This is a genomic window from Allofustis seminis DSM 15817, assembly GCF_000374325.1.
GTDB classification, from domain to species: Bacteria; Bacillota; Bacilli; order Lactobacillales; family Carnobacteriaceae_A; genus Allofustis; species Allofustis seminis.
The window spans coordinates 124,013-146,426 of the sequence record NZ_KB894081.1; the positions used below are offsets into that span (position 1 = coordinate 124,013).

Genomic DNA, 22,414 nt, shown 5'->3' on the forward strand with positions numbered 1-22,414 from the left:
AGGAACAGATAATGTTTCTAATGACACTGCCTTAGGATAACATGCAATCTAAAGACAGTGTTCACTTCAAGAGAATGCTTGAATGGATGGGCAGTAGCTTTCAAAGAAGTGAGGAATTTTAAGAGGAGGGTTTTATTATGAAGGAGAGATTGAAAGGACGCTGGCTTGCAGGTCTTCTGACAGTTGCGCTATTCTTATCTATTTTGCCAATTAATGTATTTGCGGAGCAGAGTACAAATGATTCTAATCAAGTAGAACGCGATGAACTTGTGGCGGAATCCATAGAGGCTGATGCTTCGGTGCATGATATAGTAGCCGACACTGACACTCCTGCTGCTAATAATGACGCAGATGAAGTGCGCCCATCAGTGGGTGAAACGCCAGCTAATAAAAATGATGAAATAGCATCGCTTCATTTAGAAGATGCGACATCTGCAGCGCTTAAAGCGTCTAATCCCGTTGCATTAGAAAATGAACAGACAAATGAAGCGGTTCAAAAAACATTTACCATTACGAAGAAATTGATTGCCACGCCTGATGCTCCAGAAGAAAAAGTGGGCGACTTTGATACTTATGATAATTTTGTGCGCCAAGGGACAGCAACTAATGCGCGAGATTATCTCTTTACTATCTATCTTAACAAGGACTATGATGTAGCGGACCATGATGGCGAATATATCTTCGGTGATATTAATGTACGCATTACTTCTGGAAATGGCGGTCCCTTTTCCTTAAATTGGAATAACCTAAATAATATGCAAATAAGTAGAAGTGATGCGAGTTTTGATAACATTATATTGGACGGACATAATACAACGAATATGATGTTGATTAATAATTCAAATGTTAAATTCAATGCAGGCGCTACATTCAGAAATTTCAAAAATATTGATGGAAGAAATAATAACTTACGTCTGGAATCCTCTCGTTTGACGATTGAAGACGGGGTTGTGTTTGAAAATAATACAAATACTGTTACCGCTAATAGCAATGCACCACTTTCTGTAGATGATGAAAGCACGCTTATTATAAATGGTGGAGTATTTAGAAATAATACGAACAAGTCCTTTGGTGGTGTCATTTTATCTATGGGAACGGTTGTCGTTAATGGCGGCCAATTTACGAATAATACGTCAGAAGTTAGCGGAGGTGCAATTGCCTCATATAATAGCCAGTTAACCATCAATGGCGGTACCTTTGAGTCAAATAAAGCAAAAAATGGTGGTGCCTTTGTAATTGCTGGTAGAGGGGCAAGTGCTGCGATCAATGGCGGTACCTATAAGACTAATAGCGCCCAATTTGCTGGTGCAGCATTTGTTGATAATACTGCTTCAGCTAATATTACAGGTGGTATATTTGAATCCAACCAAGCAACAGGTGGTGGAGCGATCTATGTCAATCGAAATGCTGTCTTAAATATTGCTGGAACAGTACAAAAACCTGTAATCTTTACTGGCAACTCTGCTACTTACCAAGGCGGTGCAGTGAATTTAAATAAAGGTACGATGAATGTAGAGCATGCAGCCTATTTGAAAAATGAAGCAGGAATTGGGGGTGGCGCAGTATTTGTTGCCGATAACATTCCTAATCCAGCCACTTTTAAGAAAGCAATCTTTAAGGAGAATATTTGCCGAGGATTCGGTGGTGGCCTATATGTCAATGCGAATAGCAAGATTGATTTAGAACAGTGCCAATTCATTGATAATCAGGCATCTTATGGTGGAGGCGTTGCAACAACGGCATCACGCAATATATCGACGGCAGACTCTTTAGTATCAATGAAGGAATCAGACTTCACAGGAAATCAAGCCTTCCAAGGGGGAGCAGTGTTTACCGCTTTTCCAACAACTATTGCTGAATCTAATTTCTGGAAGAACAATGCGATCTTTAAAGAAGGAGATCATCAAAATCCACACCTATCAGGTTCTGGTGGTGCAATAAATGTTATGGATAGAGCAACCACCATTGTTAAGAGTGTCTTTAAGGAGAATAAAGCATTCGGCTCTGGAGGAGCAATTTCTATAAATGGTGTCACACGTAATGCACAAGGAGAGATTGTCGCCACCAAAGCAGATATAGATGTCCACATCTCGGATCACACAGAATTTCATGGCAATATTGCTGAAATGGGTCAGGGCGGGGCGATCTATACGATTCCTTTTGAGTATGAAGATCCAATAACAGATCCTAAAGCTTATAAAAATATCACAACAGATAATACAACGTTATTTTTAGGCAACGAAGCTAAAGCAGGTAAAGAAACACCACCTGCCAACTATAAAGATTTTACGCATTTGAAATTCAGCGATGCTTCGGATGTAGAACATGGCACATTGAAAGTTAAAAGCTTGCTTAATAACCATGATATAAACTATAAAAACCCAACTAAGGTCATTACTTTTGATGCAAATGGTGGTCAATTCGTTGATGGTTCACGTAGCATAATGATCGACTCTGCAATAGGTCAAAAGATTATTATCGTGGATGCTCCAACAAGACAAGGGTATACTTTTGATTATTGGAAAGGCCCGAATGAATCGAAATATAATCCAGAAGAATCATATACAGTAGTAGAAAATGTTACATTTACGGCGCAGTGGACGAATAATCCGCCAACGCTCGAAGTTGAGGATGCAACGATTACTGTAGGCGACGCACTTGACTTGAAGACCTTAATTAAAAAAGCCGAAGATAAAGAAGATGGCACCAACCTGAACGATAAAGTCGTCATTGATGCAGATGATTTTGATAATATGACCCCAGGCAAGTATGAGATTGGCTTTACTTTAACAGATAATGATGGTGCAACAGTAACGAAAAAAGCGACAGTAACTGTCAAGGATAAGAAAAAAGACTCGACAACAGAACATCACAAATCAAATAAACCGAATAAATCAAATAAATCATCAAAACAAGATGAAACTGTAGAAGGTAAGTCTTTGAAAAAATTACCGAAGACAGGCCATAACCTCACTTACGCGCTTTATGCTGGATTAATGATGCTGTCAATGGGTATCTTAACAGTAGGTATGATGCACCGCAAAAAAGTGAACAAATAATTTTTTGATATAACGATAAAAAAGAAGTGCATCTATCACATATGAAAGAACCCTTTGCTTTGTAAAGCAAAGGGTTCTTTGTGTATTATTTAGAATATTTTATTATAAATTCTTGAATTTTTTCATAATAAGTTTCTGGATCCAGATATTTGCTGTCCGCATGGTCTGCTTCTTCAACGATGAGCAAATCTTTTTCACCGGGGAGTTTGTCATAGAGGCGTTGAGCCATTTCAACGGGCACATAATTATCTTTGTCGCCGTGAATGATAAGAACAGGAGACTTAATTTTATCAATGTTTTTTAGAACATCAGTGTCTTTAAGATTATAATTTGCTCTTATTTGGGCCATGATATTAGCCATATCTAAGACTGGAAAACTTGGAAGATTGAATCGCTTTTTAAGTTCTAGCTGAAACATTTCATAGGCACTGCTATAGCCGCAGTCATCGATGATTCCTTTTACATTTGATGGCAAGTCAAGTGTTCCCGCAAGTAGCACACTTCCGCCACCCATGGACGTTCCATGGAGGAATATTTTTTGGTTTGGCAAATGCTCATTGATAAAATTAATCCAATTTAATATGTCATATTTTTCAAAATAACCCATGCCGATGAACTTGCCTTCACTATTGCCATGTGCTCTCATATCAATTGTTAGCGTGCTATAGCCCATATCGTAGAATGCTTTTGCGAGTGGTAATGATTCTTTTTCGCTTGTTTGGTAGCCATGCGCAATGAGAATGAGCGTATCGCCATCATTTTTTGCCAGATGTCCTTTAAGTTTAAGATGATCATCTGAGCTGATCTCGACTGATTCTGCTTTTGTTTCTTCTAAGAATTTTTCACTTGCTTCTTTTTGCTTTTGTTTGTTTTGTTGGACGACTTGTTGATTGTGATCCGTTACAACCCATTCATCTTCTACTTCTCTTGTTCCACCTTTTGCATCTCTTAAGAGTGCATAATTTACAAAATAATTTCCAACAAAAAAAGTAAGTAGCGCACATAGAAGCAAAGCGCTGACTACTATTTTAATAAGTTTCTTTTTCATAATAACTCCTTCTAATTAACAATATGATAGTTTTTAAGATAAATGCTTAATAAAAATTTAGATTCGCTATTTTTATCAATATGGCATTCTAAATAAATATAGAATTATTTTAATTGAATAAATGAAAAAAATAAATATGATTATTGAAAATATTACCTGTCACTTCAATCATAAAGGGTTTATTCCTTGACATAAATAAATATTTTTGAGAAGTGTGTATATTTTTTTAAGGAAGGGTTGAATTTTATAAAAAATATATGGTATTACTTTATCTCAAAAGAATGTCATATCTTGAGGAGCTATCCTCTGAGATGATGCATTCTATGAGAACGCTGCATTTGGGATGGACTTGATTTTTTAGAGTTGAATGTTCAAGTGCAATATGTTTAAGGAGGTTTATGATGAAAACAAAATTAAGAGGTCGATTATTAACACTGCTCATGGCTATTATTCTATGTCTGCCAATGATACCAACGACCGTTTTTGCGGAGAATAATGTGGCAGATTTTGGCGCCACCATGGCAGGTTTTAAAGAAGGAAACAAAATATCCGACATTGAATTGACACCAATTAGTGAAGGCTATACTGCGACTGTAAATAGTGTACGTAAAGCTGATCACTCATGGTTATCAAAAGACAATTTGGGTGCACAGATGACGGATACTGAAACTTTCCAAGAAGGAAAACATTATTTATTTTTTATTACATATAAAGCAAAAGACGGCTATAAACTTGTGAGCAACGGTCTTAATGCAGATCAAGAATATGCCAATATAACATTTAATGGCGAACCTATGATTTATTGGGATGGCAATGCGAACCAAGGCTTCCGCTTTTTACAGAAAAAAAGTGTCAGAGTGCCTGAAAAACCTAAATATACAGTACGTTTTGCTGTAGATGGCGGCTCAACCGTTGATGAGCAAACTGTAAAAGAGGGAGAAAAAGCAATGAAACCAGCAGATGACCCGACAAAAGAAGGTCATACCTTTGCTGGCTGGTATGCTGATGCCTTTAAATCAGTAGCATTTGACTTTAATAGTGCAATCACTCGAAATACAACAATTTATGCTAAATGGGTACCTACTCCAAAACATACCCTAACATTTGAAACAGATGGTGGAAGTCCTGTTCCAAATCAGGAAGTTGCACATGCACAAAAAGCACAAGAACCAGTTGCTCCAACCAAAGATGGCTATACTTTTGCTGGCTGGTATACAGAAGCTGAATGTGTGAATGCATATGACTTTAACGCTCTAGTTACAGGCAACTTAACACTTTATGCCAAATGGGCGCAAAACCCTGCACCTGCTGTGAACTATACCATTACTTTTGATGCAAATGGTCATGGTGTAGCACCTGAAGCACAAACTATTGTAGAAAATGGTCAAGTAGCCCTTCCATCTGCACCAGAGGCAGAAGGTTACACCTTTGGTGGTTGGTATACAGAAGCTGAATGTGTGAATGCATATGACTTTAGTGCCCCAGTTACAGGCAACTTAACACTTTATGCCAAATGGACACAAAAAGATAGCACAAATGTAGTCGTTCCTGGAAAAGAAAACAAAAAAACAGATGAAAAATCAAAAGCACAATCAAAAGAAAAATCGACAACTCATTTGCCTAAAGCAGGCGCAATAATTCAATCGAATGCAATGGTATTCATGTTCTCTATCATTGCAATCGCCGCTGGTAGTGCTATGATGTATACCAAAAAAGAAAAATAATAAAAATAAAGCTTAACCCTTAAAGGTAGCGGAATTATTCCGCTACCTTTTTTATTTTGTAATACTTAAAAGGCATCACTATAAATTTATGATGCTCTTTGGAGGTTGTTGACGTTTAATTTAAAACTGTAAACCTTTAGTAAATAGGAGAAAATGTCCATTGAAGTAGACAAAGATTGATTTGTAGAACGCTTACATGGTTGATATATTGTAATGGAGGAGGTTACACAATATCGCCTAATGAGGGGTGGGTTAAATGTCGCTGAGTCATAACGAGTATAAATTAATAGATGCTTTAAATTTTAGTGATTTTATTACTGCTACAGAAATCGCAAATAATTTAAAAGTTTCAACTAAAACAGTATATCGGTTGATAAGTAAAATTAATGATGTAACGAACTCTAAATATAAAAAATGTCTAATAATTACAGAACCAGGTAAAGGTAATAAGTTGAATGTTAGCTTTGCAAATTATCATATTTATGAATTGCTTAATAGTAATAATAGCGACACTGAAATTAATGCGATCATTAAGATATTGTTTAAAATTCCGAAGAGCACAAAAGTAGAGGACATCATGCCTGTAGATTACATGAGTATTAGTACTGTGCAAAGACAGATTAATAAAATAAAAACTTGTTTAGCTGAATTTAATTTAATTGTGAATTATAAAGATGAGGAACTCAACGTTGAAGGTTCTGAAAAAGATGTGAGGGATGCAATAAAATATTACTTTAAAAAAAGCAATAATAACGCAATTTTAGGAAAATTAAATAACGATATTTCAAAAAAAGATGATGAATTTTTAAAACAACAAATTCAAATAATAGAAAAAGAATTAAATGCTGAGTTGTCATATCCATATGATGTAAATTTATATACTCATCTTTTTTTATTGATTAAACGATATAGAGATGGCGAAGTAAATTTGATTAAAAATCAAAAACCTATAGATAAAAATGAAGAGTTTATGATAAGAAGCAATAGGCATCTGTTTGATCTTTCAAATGAAATTATAAAGAATATTTCCCAGTATATTTCTAGAGAATTACACGAACTAGAGCCATTTTTCTTATTACAGTATCTCAACTCATTTCAATCTGATTATGCAAAATTTTCTCCTTATTATGAAAAGTTGAGCGATAAGGTCGTAAAGTCTTTAATTAATGAATACTTTAAGCAAGTAGAAGACGATTTTTTAAAAAGTAATGCAGTTAAAAACTTAATTAATGACTTAAAAAGTCATATAAAACCAATGCTATATCGCCTAAATTCTGGAATAGATATCGAAAACATATTAAGTTATGAAATCAAAACAGAGTATCCATGTACATATAAAAAAATCAAAAAAATTGTTAAAAAAATAAATAAAAAACTTAAGAATGAAAATTTTCAAGTTTTAATTTCAGAAAGTGACATCGGATACATTGTTTTGTATTTTGAAAAGTATGAATTGACACAACGGCAAAAGAAAAAAATATTGCTAGTTTGCTCAACAGGTATTGGCACTTCTGAGCTTTTAAGAATGAAAATAGAGGCACAATTCACAGGTATTGAAGTTATTGATTCGATTAGTCAAAGGACATTAAAAAATTATATTACTAATTATGACGGAAAAATAGACGGAATATTTACGACTATTAATATTGATATTGAAAATCTTGATATTGAGCATGTGCCAATTGTAAATATATCACCATTATTAACAAGTAGAGATATTGAAATAATTACAAATGTGTTGAGGGGGGGGAGAAAGTTGAAAGAAATTAGTTTAGAAAAAGTTATTGGGAAAGAATTAATCATTGCTGAACTTGATGCCCATAATAAGGATGATTGTATACAAAAAATGGTTGATTTGCTATATGACCAGAAAGTTATAAATGATAAAACTATTTTTTTGAACGATATATATAAAAGAGAGACAGAAGGTGAGACAGGAATTGGTCAAGGTGTAGCAATTCCACATGGAAAGTCAGATGCGGTCATTAAAACAAGAATTGCCATAGCAAAATTAAAAACGCCAATTGAGTGGGGGTCTCTTGATGATAGAAAGGTATCATTAATATTTATGTTTGCTGTAAAGAATAATGATGCCAGTACGATACATATCAAAATGCTCCAACAAGTAGCTATTTTATTGGCTGATGATAATTTTATTGAAGAAGTAATGTCAATGAATAAAGCGGAAGATATTTTTAATATTATTATTCATAAAAAAGGAGAATAAATTATGTTAGTTAGCGGAAAAGAAATTCTTAAAATTGCTCACGAAAGAAATTTTGCAATACCAGCATTTAATGCAGGTTCAGGTCAGTTATTAGAGGGAGTTATGCGTGCTTGTGAGAATTTAAACTCTCCGGTCATTATTGCCATTCACCCAGATGAATTATCTTTTTTGACCGATAGTTTTGTTGATCAAGTAAAATATTACGCTAATAATACAACACTACCTGTTTGTATACATTTAGACCACGGTGCGACATTTGAACAAGTTATCCATGCAATCCAGTTAGGTTTTACCTCAGTAATGATTGATGCATCACATATGGATTTTGAAGATAATATAGAAATTAGTAAAAAAGTAGTAGAAGCAGCACATGCTGTAGATGTTTCTGTTGAAGCAGAGTTAGGTACAATTGGTGATACTGGAGATAGTATTGAAGGTGGAGTAACGGAAATTATATATACTGACCCTGAAGTTGCTAAAGAATTTGTGACACGCACAAATGTTGATAGCTTGGCTGTAGCTGTGGGGACTGCGCATGGATTATATCCAGAAAATATGAAACCAAAATTAAAACTAGAGCTAATTGATCAGATTGCTGAAAAAATAGATGTGCCATTGGTATTACATGGTGGTTCTAGTAACCCTGATGAAGAAATTAAAGTAGCTGTTACAAAGGGAATCAATAAGATTAACATTTCAAGTGATATTAAGATAGCATTCTATGAGCAAATGAAGGTAGTTATGGAGAATGATCGTAAGGAATTAAGAGAACCAAACGTTATATTCCCTTCATGTATTGAAGCAACTCAAAAGGTTGCAGAAGAAAAAATTAATTTATTTAACTCAGCTGATAAGGCTAAATATTATTATAAATAATTTAAAGGGTGAATTACTATGAAGATAGTTGGAATTGCAGCGTGTACTGCGGGGATTGCGCATACATATATTGCAAGAGAGAAGTTGTTAAAGACAGCAGAGGCACGTGGTCATGAAGCTTCAATTGAAACTCAGGGATTAGCTGGCACTGAGAATAAACTCTCACAAAAGGACATTGATTCTGCCGACGTTGTTATTATAGCAGCTGATATTAAAGTAAATGGACGAGAAAGATTTTCGGGGAAAAAGATAATCGAAGTTCCTACAAATGTAGCTGTAAAATCACCAAATAAACTATTTGAGAAGCTAGAAGAAAGTATAATTTAGAAAGGGGAATTCAAATGAATAAGATGCCAAAGTTTGAACTGAGAAAGCATGTTATGACGGCAATTTCATTTTTCTTGCCAATTGTTGTTGGGTCGGGAATGTTATTAGCTATCGGTAATATTATGGGCGGCTCAGGAATTGAAAACTTTTCAGATGGATTTTCATTTGCAGACACAATGACCACAATGGGAGGGTATGGTTTAGGAGCATTGCCTATGATAGTGGCGACAGCTATTGCCTACTCCATTGCTGACAAACCAGGGATTGCTCCTGGATTGATTGTTGGATTTGTAGCACAAGGCATTCAAACTGGATTTATTGGTGGATTAATTGCTGGATTCCTTGCTGGATATGTAACTGCTGCTATTGTTTCATATATACGAGTACCAAGTTGGATGCAAGGTTTGGTGCCAACAATGGTTATTCCTACTTTTGCCACCTTAATTGCGGGGTTACTAATGTACTATGTGGTGGGAGGTCCCATTACTTGGTTTACTAATTTAATTTTAAATTATCTAGGAAGTTTGGATCCTTCACAGAAAGTTTTATATGGAGCAATTATTGGAGTTTTAGCCTCTATTGATTATGGAAGTGCACTGAATAAAACGGTATTTGCATTCGTATTTGCATTATTTTCAGAGGGAATTTATGAGCCTATTACGGTTTTGATTATCGTTTCTATGATCACGCCATTTGGGCTAACTTTAGCATATTTCATTGGAAAAGTTGTGAATAAAAACATTTTTGACTCTGTTGATATCGAAACACTAAAAACTGCATTCCCTATGGGAATTGTTCAAATTACTGAAGGAGTTTTTCCAATTGTGTTAAAAAGCCTACCTAGACATATGCTCGCAACTGGAGTAGGAGGCGCTGTTGCGGGTGCTTTAAGTATGCTATGGGGGCAGATAGTCATATACCAGCATCGGGTATGATAGCTATGTTTACTGCTACTAAACCATGGGCCTTCTTTTTAGCAACAATTGCTGGATCATTAGTACATGCTATTGTAATTCTCTTATTATTACCGAAAAAAGATCCTAATTCAGTAGATGTTGCGATTGACGAACCTGAGGAAGAGATTGATTGGGATTCTGTTAAGATTTCATAGAAAGGTAAAGTTATGATTAGTCAAGAGTACAAAAATAAAGTTATTGATATGTTTAATCAGTCAGGAATGTGCTTTACCCAAAGTGAAGTTAATAACATTGAATATGCTGATTTTGGATTAAATAATATTGAGTCGGAAGGACTTAATCTCATTATATACGAAAATAATGAACGATATTGTGCAAAAGAAATGGTACTATTGCCTGGCCAAATATGTCCCGAACATAAACATCCAACAATTAATGGCGTTTTGGGCAAGCAAGAAACATTCCGCTGTAGAAAGGGTTCAGTTTACTTATTTGTTGAAGGAGAAGATACAGGCTTATATAACGACATATCATTACCTGAAGGAAAGCAAAAATACTATACTGTAAAAAATGGTATTTTTTTGAAAGAAGGAGAGCAATTTACCATTAAACCAGATACAAAACATTGGTTTGTATCTGGAAAAGAAGGTGCCGTTATTTCGGAATTTTCTTCAACAAGCCATGATGATACGGATATCTTTACTGATCCTGAAATAATAAGATAATGAGAAAGGGTGTTATTTTAACACCCTTTTAATATGTAGAGGGAGGATCATAGGATGTCTAACAATCTTAATGAAAATTTATATGTCATTGAAAATAAATATATAAAAGTTGTATTTTCATTATCGGGTTTAACAATAATAGATCTTATTAAGAAGAGCAACAATACTAACTTTCTGCTAAAATATGAGGATTTTAATAATTACAAAGAAAATATTTATTACCTTGGAAGGACTATCGGACGAAATGCAGGAAGAACACGACCTCCTGAATACAGTACCTTTGATAATAAGAAAGTTAAACTTGATACAAATGAAGGTGAAACTCATTTGCATGGTGGTTATAAAGGAATTCATACGAAACAATGGAGTATATTATCCATGGATGCTCAAAGTGCAAATTTAAAGCTGAGTGATAAAAATAGCATTTATGAAAACGCAGATCTTTATGCTGAGCTAAAATTAATAAATAATGAATTTCATTTAAGTTATAAAGGGGAGTCGAAAGACCCTACAATTTTTAATATTACTAACCATATGTATTTTAATCTTTCAGGTGAAAAAACAATTTCAAACCACTATTTGACGGTAAACAGCTCTAAAGTGCAACTGGTAGATTCTGAGTTCGTTCCATTGAATAAATATGGCGATTTATTAAAAGAAGAATTTGATTTTCTAAACTTTAGTGAAAAGAAAAAAATTAACAAAAGCTTCGACAATAAGCATGACATTTCTAAATTATGTAATAGCGGCATTGACCTAGCTTATATGATAGATTCAGTTGATAAAGATGCCCCAGCCATTAGGCTGGAAGAAAGTAGTAATGGAAATATTTTAGAAATTATAACAAATCAAGAATCTGTTGTTTACACACTTAATAAAATTTCAAATGATTATTTTGATTATAATATAGTGAAATTTGCTGGAATTACTTTTGAAGCTCAACGAAAGCCAAATTTCATCAATATAGATAATGAATATTTAAAACGAGAATACGAAAATAAGATAGTGTATAGAATAATATAATTGCGGCGGGGGGATTTTTATGCCATATGTCTTAGGGATTGACTTAGGCACAAGTTCAATGAAAGGTGTATTAATAAATGAGATGGGAGAATTAGTAGATACGGTTTCGGAGCCTTATGCCGTTTCAAACCCTAGTTCTGGATATAGTGAACAGAATCCAGAAGATTGGATAATTGCATGTCATTATATTTTAAAAAACTTAGCAATAAGAAATGTTGATTTTAATAAGAATTTGGTAGGTATAAGTTTTTCTGGTCAAATGCATAGCCTTGTTCTTGCTGATTCTGACTTCAATATATTAAGGCCTGCAATCTTGTGGAATGATGTAAGAAATACGACTCAATGTGAGCAAATAATGAACGAATTTTCGGAGGAGATACTCGAGATTACACGTAATATAGCGCTAGAAGGTTTTACACTGCCTAAGATATTGTGGGTTCAACAAAATGAGCCAGAAATTTGGAAGAAAACAGAGCATATATTTTTACCAAAGGATTATTTGAGATATAAGTTGACAGGTAAGTGTCATATGGATTTTTCAGATGCTTCAGGGACGCTATTATTAGATGCTAATAAAAAGAAATGGTCGAAAAAAATCTTAGAAAAGTATAATATAAGACATTCTATATTGCCTAAGTTGGTGGAATCGACTGATTATGTTGGAGATTTACTAGAAAGTTACAAAGAAAAATATAATTTCAAAAATAACATAAAAATTTTTGCTGGCGGTGCTGATAATGCATGCGCAGCGTTAGGTGCTGGAATGATTGATGAAAATGAAAGCATGGTAAGTATCGGTACTTCGGGTGTTTTTTTAAGTCCAGAAGGTAAGGCTCACTCTAATTATAATGGGAAGGTTCATTTATTTAATCATGTAATTCCAGGATTAAGTTATTCTATGGGTGTTACTTTGGCTGCTGGAAATAGTTTACAGTGGTTCAAAAAATGTTTCTTTAAAAATGCGAAGTATGAAGAGATATTAGAGGGGGCAAGCAAGATCGAACCAGGAGCAAATGGTTTATTGTTCACGCCTTATATTGTTGGAGAACGCACTCCTCATGTAGATAGTACGGTAAGAGGTTCCTTTGTTGGGATAGATATTGCGCACACTATCAATCATTTCTCTAGAGCAGTTATTGAAGGAATAACATTTTCCCTGAAGGAATCACAAGAATTAATTGAAACGGAAACAAAGAAGAGCCTTAATAAGATAGTGAGTTTAGGGGGAGGAGCTAAAAGTAAGTATTGGCAACATATTCAAGCAGATATTTTTAATTCGGAAATTATTACACTTACTGTAGAAGAAGGCCCGGGTTATGGAGCTGCTATGATAGCTGCCGTTGGTGCTGGCTGGTTTAATTCTTTGGAGGAATGTGCTCACAAACTAGTTTGTTATAATTCACCTATATCGCCTAATCAAAAAAATGTTGAATTCTATAAAAAGATATTTCAAATTTATAAAAGTATATATCATAAAACTTGTGACATCAGTACTAAATTAATTGAAATTAAGGAGAATTAACCTCTATTTAATAGGGTTAATAAATACTATAGTTTGCGTAAAATAAATATTTATATTACTTAAAAAGGCGATAATATCGTCTTTTTATTTTGGAAATTACAACCGATATCATTAACTATTGTAAGCGATAAAAAGTATTTGAAATGTGTTATATGAATTTTTGAAAAAGTCCATTATGAAAAATTCTTAAAAAGTATCACTATAAATTTATGATGCTATTGGGAGGTTTAAAGTTATTAGTTTTTAACCTCTTCCATCCTTTGTGGTTGCGCATTTTAAGTTTAAAAATGGTTTTGCCTTTGCGTGAAAACGCTTGCGGATGAAAGTCATTTATGATAATCTTTTTTTGAATTTATTGCTAATATTTTCATATTTTCAAAAATAGAAAGGAAAGATATTATGACATTTGCGGAGAAAATTGAGCGTAAGTTGTTGCCAGTTGCTACTAAATTGTCAACGAACAAATATCTGATGTCAATGCGCGATGGTATCTTACTTGCGATGCCACTTATTATTGTGGGGTCAGCATTTATGATTATTGCAAGTTTTCCAATTCAAGCATTTACGGATTTCTTGACAAATGTGGGAGCAACAGATTACTTATGGAAAGCTGTTAACTCGAGTTTCGGTTTAGTTGCGTTGATCGCTTCATTTGGAATTGCCAATAGTATGGCACATCAATTTGGGGTGGATGGAACACCTGCAGGAATTATTTCGATATCATCATTTATTACAGTAACACCTTTTATTAGCGCGGAAGAGATCGGAAGCGGTATCCCTATAGGCTGGATGGGCTCAAAAGGTTTATTTGTAGCAATTATTCTTGGTTTACTTGTTGGAAAAATTTATGCTTGGTTTATTAATAAAAATATTGTAATTAAGATGCCAGATTCTGTACCACCTGCTGTTTCTAGAAGTTTCACGGCATTGATTCCAGCAGCAGCGATTATTAGTGGTAGCATTATTCTAGCAGCAGGAGTGGATGCTTTAGGCTTTGGAAATATTCATGAAGTCATTGCGGTCATTCTTGGTAAACCTTTGGGCGTGTTCGGAGGTAACTTATTTGGTACACTTGTCATGGTTGGTTTGAACTCTATCTTCTGGTTTATGGGCATTCATGGCGGTACAATGGTCGGTTCTGTAATGAACCCTATCTGGCTTATGCTGACAGATGAAAATAGATTGGCATTCCAAGCAGGCCAAGAGTTACCGAATATTATTACTACGCCATTCCTTGATTTATTTGTTTGGATTGGTGGTGGCGGTGCAACGATTGGGTTAGCTATCGCGATTGCAATTATTGCTAGAAGAAAAAATTCAAGTCAATTGACCAAAGCTTTGGCGCCTGTAACATCAACACCGGCACTCTTTAATATTAATGAACCTTTGATGTTTGGTATTCCAATTGTGATGAACGTACGCATGCTTGTGCCATTTATTATAACGCCAATGATGAATGCAGTTATTTCTTATATTGCGATGGGAAGCGGTATCGTTGCAAAAACAACAGGAGCTAACGTTCCATGGACGATGCCACCAGTTATTTCCGGATTTTTGGCAACGAATGACTGGAAAGCGAGTGTGCTACAAGTACTCTTAATTGTAATGGATACTGCAGTGTATTATGTATTCTTTAGAGGTATTGAACATAGCTTTAAAGAAATGGAACAAGAAGTTGATTAATGGAATAATTAACTAACAGCAGGAGAATGATGAGATAGTATAAGAATCACAGAAGGGAGTCATTATGAAAAAAAGATTTTTAAGTGCAAATACTTCAGATATTTTAAGTATGACACCGCAAGAAGTGAAACAAAGTATTAAAGCAAGTGAGGGGCGAACGATTGTAACAGAAGTTGTGGCACAAAGAGATACATGCGTTGGAGATATTACAACGGCAGAACTCGCCAGTGCCTGTGGATCAGATATGATTCTTCTGAATGGCGTTGATATTTTTGATCCAATTATCAAAGGATTGGATGAAGAAGAACAGCAAAATTTCGTTCACGCTTTAAAAAAATACACTGGAAGATTAATTGGAATGAACCTTGAACCTGTCGATACCGCAACAGAATTGTTAGAAGTTCGAAGCACCATCTCAAAGGGAAGACAAGCAAGTGTTGAAACATTTGAAAAAGCAAATGAATTAGGCTTGGACTTTATTTGCTTAACAGGTAACCCAGGAGTAGGTGTTACAAATAAAACGATTATTGAAAGCATTGCACTTGCTAAACAGCATTTTGATGGATTGATTATTGCAGGGAAAATGCATGGTGCTGGTGTAGATGAGCCGGTCATTACTGCAGCAGTTGCTGAAGAAATTATTGAAGCAGGAGCCGACATCTTATTAATTCCTGCAATTGGTACTGTTCCAGGAGTACGTCCACATGACATTTATAAAGTTGTTGATCATGTCCATACAAAAGGTGCTTTAGTTATGTCAGCGATTGGTACAAGTCAAGAGTCTAGTGATGTTGATACCATTAAAAAAATGGCACTGGATAACAAAATTGCAGGTGTGGACATTCAACATATTGGAGATGCTGGTTACCATGGCATGGCAGTTCCAGAAAATATTTATGCACTAAGCGTTGCAATTAGAGGACGAAGACATACATTTTCAAGAATTGCCCGCTCAATTAATCGTTAAGAATTATAAATAAATATGCTCTTTCTAGGACATTTGTAGAAATTCGTTCTAGAGGAGCATATTTTTTTGCCAAATAAAAAAGCGAAGTGCTTATCACTCCGCCTGATGCGGATAAAAGGATTTGAACCTTCACGAGTTGCCTCACATGGACCTGAACCATGCGCGTCTGCCAATTCCGCCATATCCGCTTGGAGATTTTATTATAGTCCTCTTTGAAGTGAGCGTCAATGAGTAATTAAAATTTAGTGCTACACGTGGCAAAAATGGTGAGTACTACTAACTCAGACGAAATAAAAATGGCGAGGAATTATTCCTCGCCATTTATTATAATATGATAGTGCTGATCTATTATTATTTATTGACGGATGCATCAAAGATCGAATCAATCGCTTCTTTTAATGTCTGATTGAAAGCTTCATCAGTTAGTTGAACTGTTAAATCACCAGTTAATGCACGAGAGAATGATGCAATCATTCCAGGAGTGCGTTTAAGTAAAGCATTGGCTTCATCGATTGGATAGCCGCCAGACAATGCAACGACACGCACGACTTGTGGGTGGTTGACTAGTTTTTGATAGACATCTGGTTGCGTTGGAATACTTAATTTTAGGAGAACGAATTGATCTTTGTTGAGCTGATTTAATTCTTCTAATATATATTCTGCTAATGTTGATTCAATGGCTTCTTTATCAGGAGAAGTAATTGTTACTTCTGGCTCGATAATTGGCACAAGTCCTGCAGCGATGATTTGTTTTCCATACATGAATTGTTGTGCAACAACGTCTTTAATTCCTTTTTCATTGTATTTATTAATGACGGAGCGCATTTTTGTACCAAAAATATGGCGTTCATTTGCACGTTCTAATGTTTGATCAAGGTTGTCAATAGGTTTCATGCATTGAGCACCATTTTCTTCTGCTGCAAGTCCTAAGTCAACTTTTACAAATGGAACGATCCCCTTATCTTCCCATAAGTAATCTGCTGTATATTTTCCATTGACTTTACGGTCCATCGTTTGTTCGAACAAAATAGCGCCAATAATTTCTTCGCTTGTAAAGGCCGGTGCCGTTACAATGCGTGTGCGCATTTCATGAATCAAGTCAAACATATCATCTTCTGTATGATAGTGACTATCATCAATACCATAAGCTTTTAAGGCTTTTGGTGTTGAACCACCAGATTGGTCAAGTGCCGCAATAAAGCCAGCTTTTTCTTTCATTTGATTGAATTGTTCTTTGTTCATTCAATGGCCTCCTTTAATTGAGTGTCTTTTAATACCGAATAAATTAAGAGTTCGCTTAACGAACGACATGTTTATCGACAACATTTAATGCTTCATCGATATCATAAATGATTGGAACACCTGTTGCAATTTCAAGTTGTGGAATATCTTCATCACTAATGTTCTCAAATGTTTTAATAAGTGAACGTAATGAGTTACCATGTGCAACGATCAAAACATTTTCGCCAGCCTTGATGCGGGGGGCGATATCGCTATCGAAATAAGGAAGTGTGCGTTCCATGGTAATTTTTAGACTTTCAGTATAAGGAATAAGTGATGGATTAACTCCTTTGTAGCGAGGATCGTGAGTAAGCACATCATGAGCCCCTTCATCAGCGTTAGGGGGTGTGACATCGAATGAACGGCGCCAAATATGTACTTGTTCATCACCATATTTTTCCGCAGTTTCTGCTTTATTCAATCCTTGCAAGCCGCCATAATGACGTTCATTTAATTGCCAGGCTTTGGTAACAGGTAAATAGAGTCGGTCAGCTTCACTCAATACATAGTAGGTTGTTTGAATTGCGCGCGACAAAACAGAAGTGTAGACCGTTTCAAAAGGAATATCTAAAGCTTTGAGTGCTTGTCCTGCTTTTTTAGCTTCTTCAATTCCTTGTTCTGTAAGGCGTACATCTTCCCATCCTGTGAATAAATTTAGATTATTCCATTCGCTTTGTCCGTGACGAATTAATGTTAATTTCATAATGGTACTCCTTCTCTTATTGATCATGTTCATCCTATCATAATAATTATTTAGCTTCAACTAAACAAACGCTATGAAAGCGTATTACATCGCTATTTTTATTAAAAATTCAATAAAATCACAAGGCAAAAAATGCTAGACAAATTTTACTAGATGGTTAGAGTGTCGCAGGCATTGCCAAAATTAGAGGAATATGTTACAATATACACATCATCCAATAAATTTACTACGGTAGAGTAGTTGCATAGATGCATTTTTATTTACGACATCATCCGAAACGTCGTGAGTAGAAATGCGTTTTTTAGTACAAGGAGAGATTATGATGTTCGAAAAAGTGTGCGACTATTTCACACCTTTTGAAAAAATGTTGTGGACAATGTCGACCATGACGATTATAGGAGCGGCAGTTATTTTTCAGTCGTTAGATATATTAACATTGATCGCTTCAATTATTGGTGCGACTTTTTTAATTTTGAATGCGAAGGGGAATGTGTGGGGTCAAGTATTGACAGTTCTCTTCAGTGTTTTATATGGCATCATTTCCTATCAGACCGCCTATTATGGTGAGATGATAACTTACTTGGGCATGACTGCACCGATTGCTATTTTGTCAGTTATTTCGTGGTGGAAAAATCCAGCAGAAGCGGGGAAAAATGAAGTAAAAGTGAATCATCTCTCTACCATAGAATATGTGATGATCCTTGGACTTGGAACAATTGTGACAGTTGTTTTTTATTTTATATTGAAAACATTTGCGACTGCAGCACTTTTTTGGAGCACTTTGTCAGTTTTTACAAGTTTTGTTGCCTCATATCTAACGATGCGGCGCAGTGAATATTTCGCCATCGGTTATGCCGCCAATGACGGCGTTCTTATTATTTTATGGCTGCTAGCCACTTTTGAAGACCCAAGCTATAGTGCGATGGTCATCTGTTTTATCGTCTTTTTAGTTAATGATATCTATGGATATATCAGCTGGTCGCAAATGAAAAAAAGGCAAAAACATCTAAAAAATACAGAAGCAACCAATAGTTGACAAATAACTGGTGGTCCAACTGTTATAAAAAGCAGTACCATTAAAGTAGCCGAAGATATTCTATTAATTAGGAAGGTGAAAAAATGAGTTTGAATGAAAAGATAAAAAATCGTCGCACTGAATTGGGACTTTCACAAGAATATATTGCCGAACAATTAGGCGTCAGCCGTCAAGCCATTTCAAAATGGGAGACAGGACAAACAGTGCCCAGTACATCTAATTTATTAGAACTTGAAAAATTATTACAACTAAATATTATAAGTGATATCGAACAATCTAATAATCATACCTCCATTGAAATCGAACAACATCCTGGACTTCTTGAAGAAATAGTACTCTATAGCCTCAGCGGTCTATTTACAGCGAGTGCTTATTATTTGTTGGTAGATTATTTTCATTTATCATTGACAGAGTTCCCATGGACATTGTTAGGCATTTATTTTGGAGTGGCTCTTCTAACATTTCCAAAGGTCACACCAACAGATTATCGTTACGGACAAATGGCAACCTCAAGAGTTTTATTTCCGCTATATTACTTAATTTCGCCAGTCCTATTTATTAAGAAGTTAATAATGAATAGTAATATCTCTAATACTTCTTCCTAAATCAAAATGTAAATATTTCTATTAATTAATAAAATAAAGCAGTGGATTCTTAAAATCCACTGCTTTTTTTGAAATAAAAAAAGCGCCGAGACAGCGCCACAAGAGTTGAATGCGGATAAACCTTATTTTAACTCGCTGATGTTGTTTTGAATGGATAAAGCCAACATGAATTAATATAAAAGATATGAGTAATAAAAGCGATGTCAATGACTTCAATTAAGCCTTCACGTGGTTGCTTATACTATTGGAAAGGGGAGGATATATGTTATTTTATAATCATTTGAATTCTCCTTTAGGTGAGCTTTTTATTAGGTGAGCTTTTTATTTTGGCAACGGAGCATAGACTTTTTAGTGTGGAATATGGGGAAGCATTTCATAATGTGGATGAATGGGTGGCTAAATGGACCACGCATTTTGGACAGGAAGCAGTGGAAGAGATGACCCCATTATTAGAGTCTACAAAAAAGCAGTTGTTGGAGTATTTTGAACATAAGCGTAAAATATTCCAACTGCCCATTGATTTGTCGGTCGGGACTGAATTTCAACAGTTGGTGTGGATGGGTTTGCTGGCCATCCCTTATGGAAGTACGATGTCTTATAAGCAATTAGCAAAAGGGATCGGATGTCCTCGTGCTATACGTGCAGCAGCCAATGCAAATGGACGTAATCCACTAGCAATTATTGTTCCTTGTCATCGCGTCATTTATGCGAATGGGCAATTAGGTGGATATAGTTCTGGTATCGAAAAAAAGCAATTCTTATTACAACTTGAACAAAATAAAAATCAGAATGATTAAAGCGTATCTATTCGGGACATAACCGAAGATCAAGCGATCATTCTGATTTTTTATGAGCAAAATAATGGATGATCTACAAAAATAAAAAAAGGGGAATAAAGTATGAATTTGTAAGAAAATATACAAACTATTAAGTTGATTATGTAGTGTTTTTGCGATAGCATAAGGCAACATATAGTGGTTCATACAAAAAATGAAGACAAGTTGTATGCAGTCTTTTAAGAAGCAAGTGGCAATTATTGTTATTGTGCTAGATGCAAAGTATGTGCTGTATATATGTGGTAGCTTTAGATGAGAGAAATTATTGACATTTGATTTAGACTTAGGTGTCTTGATGATGATATCTCGTATGCATTTTTGAACATTAAAAGGCCATAAAAATATGACGGAGGTAAAGGATGAAGATGTTAAAAGTATATAGCAAAGATCAATGTGGGCAATGTCAGCTACTAAAACAGTGGCTCAAGCTTAAAGCGGTTGATTTTGAAGAAGTAAATATAAGTCAGGATGAGAATGCACGTCAAGAGATACTGGAAAGTGGTCGCAAATCGTTACCGCAAGTTATGGTGGACGGGCAATTTATTGATTTTAATGAATTCAATGATATCTTAAGCTATTTATAAATAAAAGGAGTAATTCAAAATGATTCATACAGTAATTAAACGCAATGGCGACCATGTCCCTTTCAATCGTGACAAAATTAAAATAGCAATCACAAAAGCAAATAATGAAACAAAAGAAATGAGTGCAGAAGATATTGAAGTTACTACTTCTGAAGTAATTGATAAGATTGCCCAAGAGATTCTTGACGTTGAATCTATTCAAGATCTTGTAGAAGAGTGTCTGATGCTCAATCAGCATATTCATACGGCAAAAGCTTATATCTTATATCGTCAGGAGCGTATTCAAGAGCGTAAGTTAGATATTTTCAAGCCACGAAAGAATTTCAAACCTTTTGAATATCCAGAATTGGAATCTTATAAAGAAGCAATTCAGCACTCTTACTGGCTACACACTGAATACAATTACACTAGTGATATTCAAGACTACAAAGTTAATGTGAAGCCGCATGAACGGACGGCAATCAAAAATTCAATGCTTGCCATTTCCCAAATTGAAGTGGCTGTTAAGGAATTTTGGGGAGACTTATACAAACGTTTGCCAAAACCGGAATTAGCTAATGTTGGGTACACTTTTGCCGAATCGGAAGTGCGCCATAGTGATGCCTATGCACATTTACTTGAGTTGTTAGGGTTGAATGGCGAGTTTGAACGAATTGAAGAAATTCCAGCACTCAACCGCCGCGTGAATTATTTAAAAAAACATAATGAATATGCCCTGACGGGTACTCATCGTGATTTTACAATTGCGGTGCTTTTATTTTCAGCATTTATTGAACATATTTCACTATTTAGTCAATTTTTAATTATCATGTCATTTAATAAATATCAAAATTTATTTAGTGGAATTTCCAATGTAATTGAAGCAACTTCAAAAGAAGAGCAGCTGCATGGTGAGTTCGGGGTTGATCTAATTTTGACTATCAAAAAAGAGCAGCCACAGTGGTTTGATGATGAGATGGCGCGCGATGTTTATGATATTTGTCGGGAAGCTTATGCATCAGAACAAGAAGTGTTGGATTGGATTTTTGAAGATGGCGAATTGGACTTTATGCCGCGCTATACGGTGCAAGAATTTATAAAAAATCGTTTCAACAATTCTTTGGAAGCGATCGGTTTAGAGAGAATTTTTGATGTGGATGAAGCGGAAGTCGAGAAAACAGATTGGTTCGATGATGAGGTCGTTGCAACAAAACATGTTGACTTTTTTGAGAAACGTTCAGTCAACTATACGAAACGTTCTAAAAGTATTACGGCGGATGACTTATTTTAAG

At 35.1% G+C, this 22,414-nt stretch carries 18 protein-coding genes, 1 tRNA gene and 1 pseudogene; 16 read left to right on the forward strand and 4 right to left on the reverse strand.

Annotated features, from left to right (window positions below; translation table 11 throughout):
* Positions 1-137 precede the first annotated feature (137 nt).
* Entirely contained in the window at positions 138-3,059 is a 2,922-nt protein-coding gene (locus tag C231_RS0103700; protein ID WP_018659310.1) for an InlB B-repeat-containing protein, read from the forward strand.
* Between the two features lie 85 nt (positions 3,060-3,144).
* Here C231_RS0103700 and C231_RS0103705 read toward each other — a convergent pair whose 3' ends face one another.
* Complete coding sequence (locus tag C231_RS0103705; RefSeq protein WP_018659311.1) at positions 3,145-4,107, reverse strand: alpha/beta hydrolase; 963 nt, start codon at positions 4,105-4,107, stop codon at positions 3,145-3,147.
* A 401-nt stretch (positions 4,108-4,508) separates the two neighbouring features.
* Here C231_RS0103705 and C231_RS0103710 point away from each other — a divergent pair, with 401 nt between their 5' ends.
* From C231_RS0103710 to C231_RS0103755, 10 genes and pseudogenes are all read left to right on the forward strand, one after another.
* Positions 4,509-5,831, forward strand: a complete 1,323-nt coding sequence (locus C231_RS0103710) for an InlB B-repeat-containing protein (protein WP_018659312.1) — start codon at positions 4,509-4,511, stop codon at positions 5,829-5,831.
* Between the two features lie 256 nt (positions 5,832-6,087).
* Positions 6,088-8,058: a BglG family transcription antiterminator gene (locus C231_RS0103715; RefSeq protein WP_018659313.1), complete on the forward strand. Its 1,971-nt coding sequence runs from the start codon at positions 6,088-6,090 to the stop codon at positions 8,056-8,058.
* A 3-nt stretch (positions 8,059-8,061) separates the two neighbouring features.
* Positions 8,062-8,934 (forward strand): ketose-bisphosphate aldolase, encoded by an 873-nt coding sequence (locus C231_RS0103720; protein WP_018659314.1) that lies wholly within the window; start codon positions 8,062-8,064, stop codon positions 8,932-8,934.
* Between the two features lie 18 nt (positions 8,935-8,952).
* Positions 8,953-9,261, forward strand: a complete 309-nt coding sequence (locus C231_RS0103725; RefSeq protein WP_018659315.1) for a PTS fructose transporter subunit IIB — start codon at positions 8,953-8,955, stop codon at positions 9,259-9,261.
* A 23-nt stretch (positions 9,262-9,284) separates the two neighbouring features.
* Positions 9,285-10,372, forward strand: a pseudogene (locus C231_RS07770) (PTS fructose transporter subunit IIC).
* Positions 10,373-10,384: 12 nt separating this feature from the next.
* Complete coding sequence (locus C231_RS0103735) at positions 10,385-10,903, forward strand: D-lyxose/D-mannose family sugar isomerase (protein ID WP_018659317.1); 519 nt, start codon at positions 10,385-10,387, stop codon at positions 10,901-10,903.
* A 54-nt stretch (positions 10,904-10,957) separates the two neighbouring features.
* Positions 10,958-11,926 carry an aldose epimerase family protein gene (locus C231_RS0103740; protein WP_018659318.1) on the forward strand — a complete coding sequence of 323 codons (969 nt, stop codon included), beginning with the start codon at positions 10,958-10,960 and terminating at the stop codon, positions 11,924-11,926.
* A gap of 19 nt (positions 11,927-11,945) precedes the next feature.
* Entirely contained in the window at positions 11,946-13,448 is a 1,503-nt protein-coding gene (xylB, locus tag C231_RS0103745; RefSeq protein ID WP_018659319.1) for a xylulokinase, read from the forward strand.
* Between the two features lie 399 nt (positions 13,449-13,847).
* Entirely contained in the window at positions 13,848-15,131 is a 1,284-nt protein-coding gene (locus C231_RS0103750) for a PTS sugar transporter subunit IIC (RefSeq protein ID WP_018659320.1), read from the forward strand.
* Positions 15,132-15,195: 64 nt separating this feature from the next.
* Positions 15,196-16,098, forward strand: coding sequence for a DUF7916 family protein (locus C231_RS0103755; protein ID WP_018659321.1), 903 nt, complete (start codon positions 15,196-15,198; stop codon positions 16,096-16,098).
* 106 nt (positions 16,099-16,204) lie between these two features.
* On the opposite strand, the gene C231_RS0103760 is transcribed toward C231_RS0103755, so the two are convergent.
* From C231_RS0103760 to gpmA, 3 genes are all read right to left on the reverse strand, one after another.
* A tRNA-Leu gene (locus C231_RS0103760) sits at positions 16,205-16,286 on the reverse strand.
* A 163-nt stretch (positions 16,287-16,449) separates the two neighbouring features.
* Positions 16,450-17,340 (reverse strand): fructose bisphosphate aldolase, encoded by an 891-nt coding sequence (locus C231_RS0103765; RefSeq protein WP_018659322.1) that lies wholly within the window; start codon positions 17,338-17,340, stop codon positions 16,450-16,452.
* 55 nt (positions 17,341-17,395) lie between these two features.
* The gene (gpmA, locus tag C231_RS0103770) at positions 17,396-18,085 is read right to left on the reverse strand and encodes a 2,3-diphosphoglycerate-dependent phosphoglycerate mutase (protein ID WP_026314338.1); all 690 of its coding nucleotides are present in this window, start codon (positions 18,083-18,085) and stop codon (positions 17,396-17,398) included.
* A 319-nt stretch (positions 18,086-18,404) separates the two neighbouring features.
* Here gpmA and pnuC point away from each other — a divergent pair, with 319 nt between their 5' ends.
* From pnuC to C231_RS0103795, 5 genes are all read left to right on the forward strand, one after another.
* Positions 18,405-19,118, forward strand: a complete 714-nt coding sequence (pnuC, locus tag C231_RS07775) for a nicotinamide riboside transporter PnuC (protein WP_018659324.1) — start codon at positions 18,405-18,407, stop codon at positions 19,116-19,118.
* An 83-nt stretch (positions 19,119-19,201) separates the two neighbouring features.
* Complete coding sequence (locus C231_RS08245) at positions 19,202-19,723, forward strand: helix-turn-helix transcriptional regulator (RefSeq protein ID WP_018659325.1); 522 nt, start codon at positions 19,202-19,204, stop codon at positions 19,721-19,723.
* A 296-nt stretch (positions 19,724-20,019) separates the two neighbouring features.
* Positions 20,020-20,520, forward strand: a complete 501-nt coding sequence (locus C231_RS07785; protein WP_425386744.1) for a methylated-DNA--[protein]-cysteine S-methyltransferase — start codon at positions 20,020-20,022, stop codon at positions 20,518-20,520.
* Positions 20,521-20,918: 398 nt separating this feature from the next.
* Positions 20,919-21,143 (forward strand): glutaredoxin family protein, encoded by a 225-nt coding sequence (locus C231_RS0103790; RefSeq protein ID WP_018659327.1) that lies wholly within the window; start codon positions 20,919-20,921, stop codon positions 21,141-21,143.
* Between the two features lie 19 nt (positions 21,144-21,162).
* Positions 21,163-22,413, forward strand: a complete 1,251-nt coding sequence (locus C231_RS0103795) for a ribonucleotide-diphosphate reductase subunit beta (protein WP_018659328.1) — start codon at positions 21,163-21,165, stop codon at positions 22,411-22,413.
* The last annotated feature ends 1 nt before the right edge of the window (position 22,414 follow it).

What these genes read in the sequence shown, in the direction of transcription:
- C231_RS0103700 (WP_018659310.1), top strand. Translation starts at nt 138, where the DNA reads ATGAAGGAGAGATTGAAAGGACGCTGGCTTGCAGGTCTTCTGACAGTT.
- C231_RS0103705 (WP_018659311.1), bottom strand. Translation starts at nt 4,107, where the DNA reads ATGAAAAAGAAACTTATTAAAATAGTAGTCAGCGCTTTGCTTCTATGT.
- C231_RS0103710 (WP_018659312.1), top strand. Translation starts at nt 4,509, where the DNA reads ATGAAAACAAAATTAAGAGGTCGATTATTAACACTGCTCATGGCTATT.
- C231_RS0103715 (WP_018659313.1), top strand. Translation starts at nt 6,088, where the DNA reads ATGTCGCTGAGTCATAACGAGTATAAATTAATAGATGCTTTAAATTTT.
- C231_RS0103720 (WP_018659314.1), top strand. Translation starts at nt 8,062, where the DNA reads ATGTTAGTTAGCGGAAAAGAAATTCTTAAAATTGCTCACGAAAGAAAT.
- C231_RS0103725 (WP_018659315.1), top strand. Translation starts at nt 8,953, where the DNA reads ATGAAGATAGTTGGAATTGCAGCGTGTACTGCGGGGATTGCGCATACA.
- C231_RS0103735 (WP_018659317.1), top strand. Translation starts at nt 10,385, where the DNA reads ATGATTAGTCAAGAGTACAAAAATAAAGTTATTGATATGTTTAATCAG.
- C231_RS0103740 (WP_018659318.1), top strand. Translation starts at nt 10,958, where the DNA reads ATGTCTAACAATCTTAATGAAAATTTATATGTCATTGAAAATAAATAT.
- xylB (WP_018659319.1), top strand. Translation starts at nt 11,946, where the DNA reads ATGCCATATGTCTTAGGGATTGACTTAGGCACAAGTTCAATGAAAGGT.
- C231_RS0103750 (WP_018659320.1), top strand. Translation starts at nt 13,848, where the DNA reads ATGACATTTGCGGAGAAAATTGAGCGTAAGTTGTTGCCAGTTGCTACT.
- C231_RS0103755 (WP_018659321.1), top strand. Translation starts at nt 15,196, where the DNA reads ATGAAAAAAAGATTTTTAAGTGCAAATACTTCAGATATTTTAAGTATG.
- C231_RS0103765 (WP_018659322.1), bottom strand. Translation starts at nt 17,340, where the DNA reads ATGAACAAAGAACAATTCAATCAAATGAAAGAAAAAGCTGGCTTTATT.
- pnuC (WP_018659324.1), top strand. Translation starts at nt 18,405, where the DNA reads ATGTTCGAAAAAGTGTGCGACTATTTCACACCTTTTGAAAAAATGTTG.
- C231_RS08245 (WP_018659325.1), top strand. Translation starts at nt 19,202, where the DNA reads ATGAGTTTGAATGAAAAGATAAAAAATCGTCGCACTGAATTGGGACTT.
- C231_RS0103790 (WP_018659327.1), top strand. Translation starts at nt 20,919, where the DNA reads ATGAAGATGTTAAAAGTATATAGCAAAGATCAATGTGGGCAATGTCAG.
- C231_RS0103795 (WP_018659328.1), top strand. Translation starts at nt 21,163, where the DNA reads ATGATTCATACAGTAATTAAACGCAATGGCGACCATGTCCCTTTCAAT.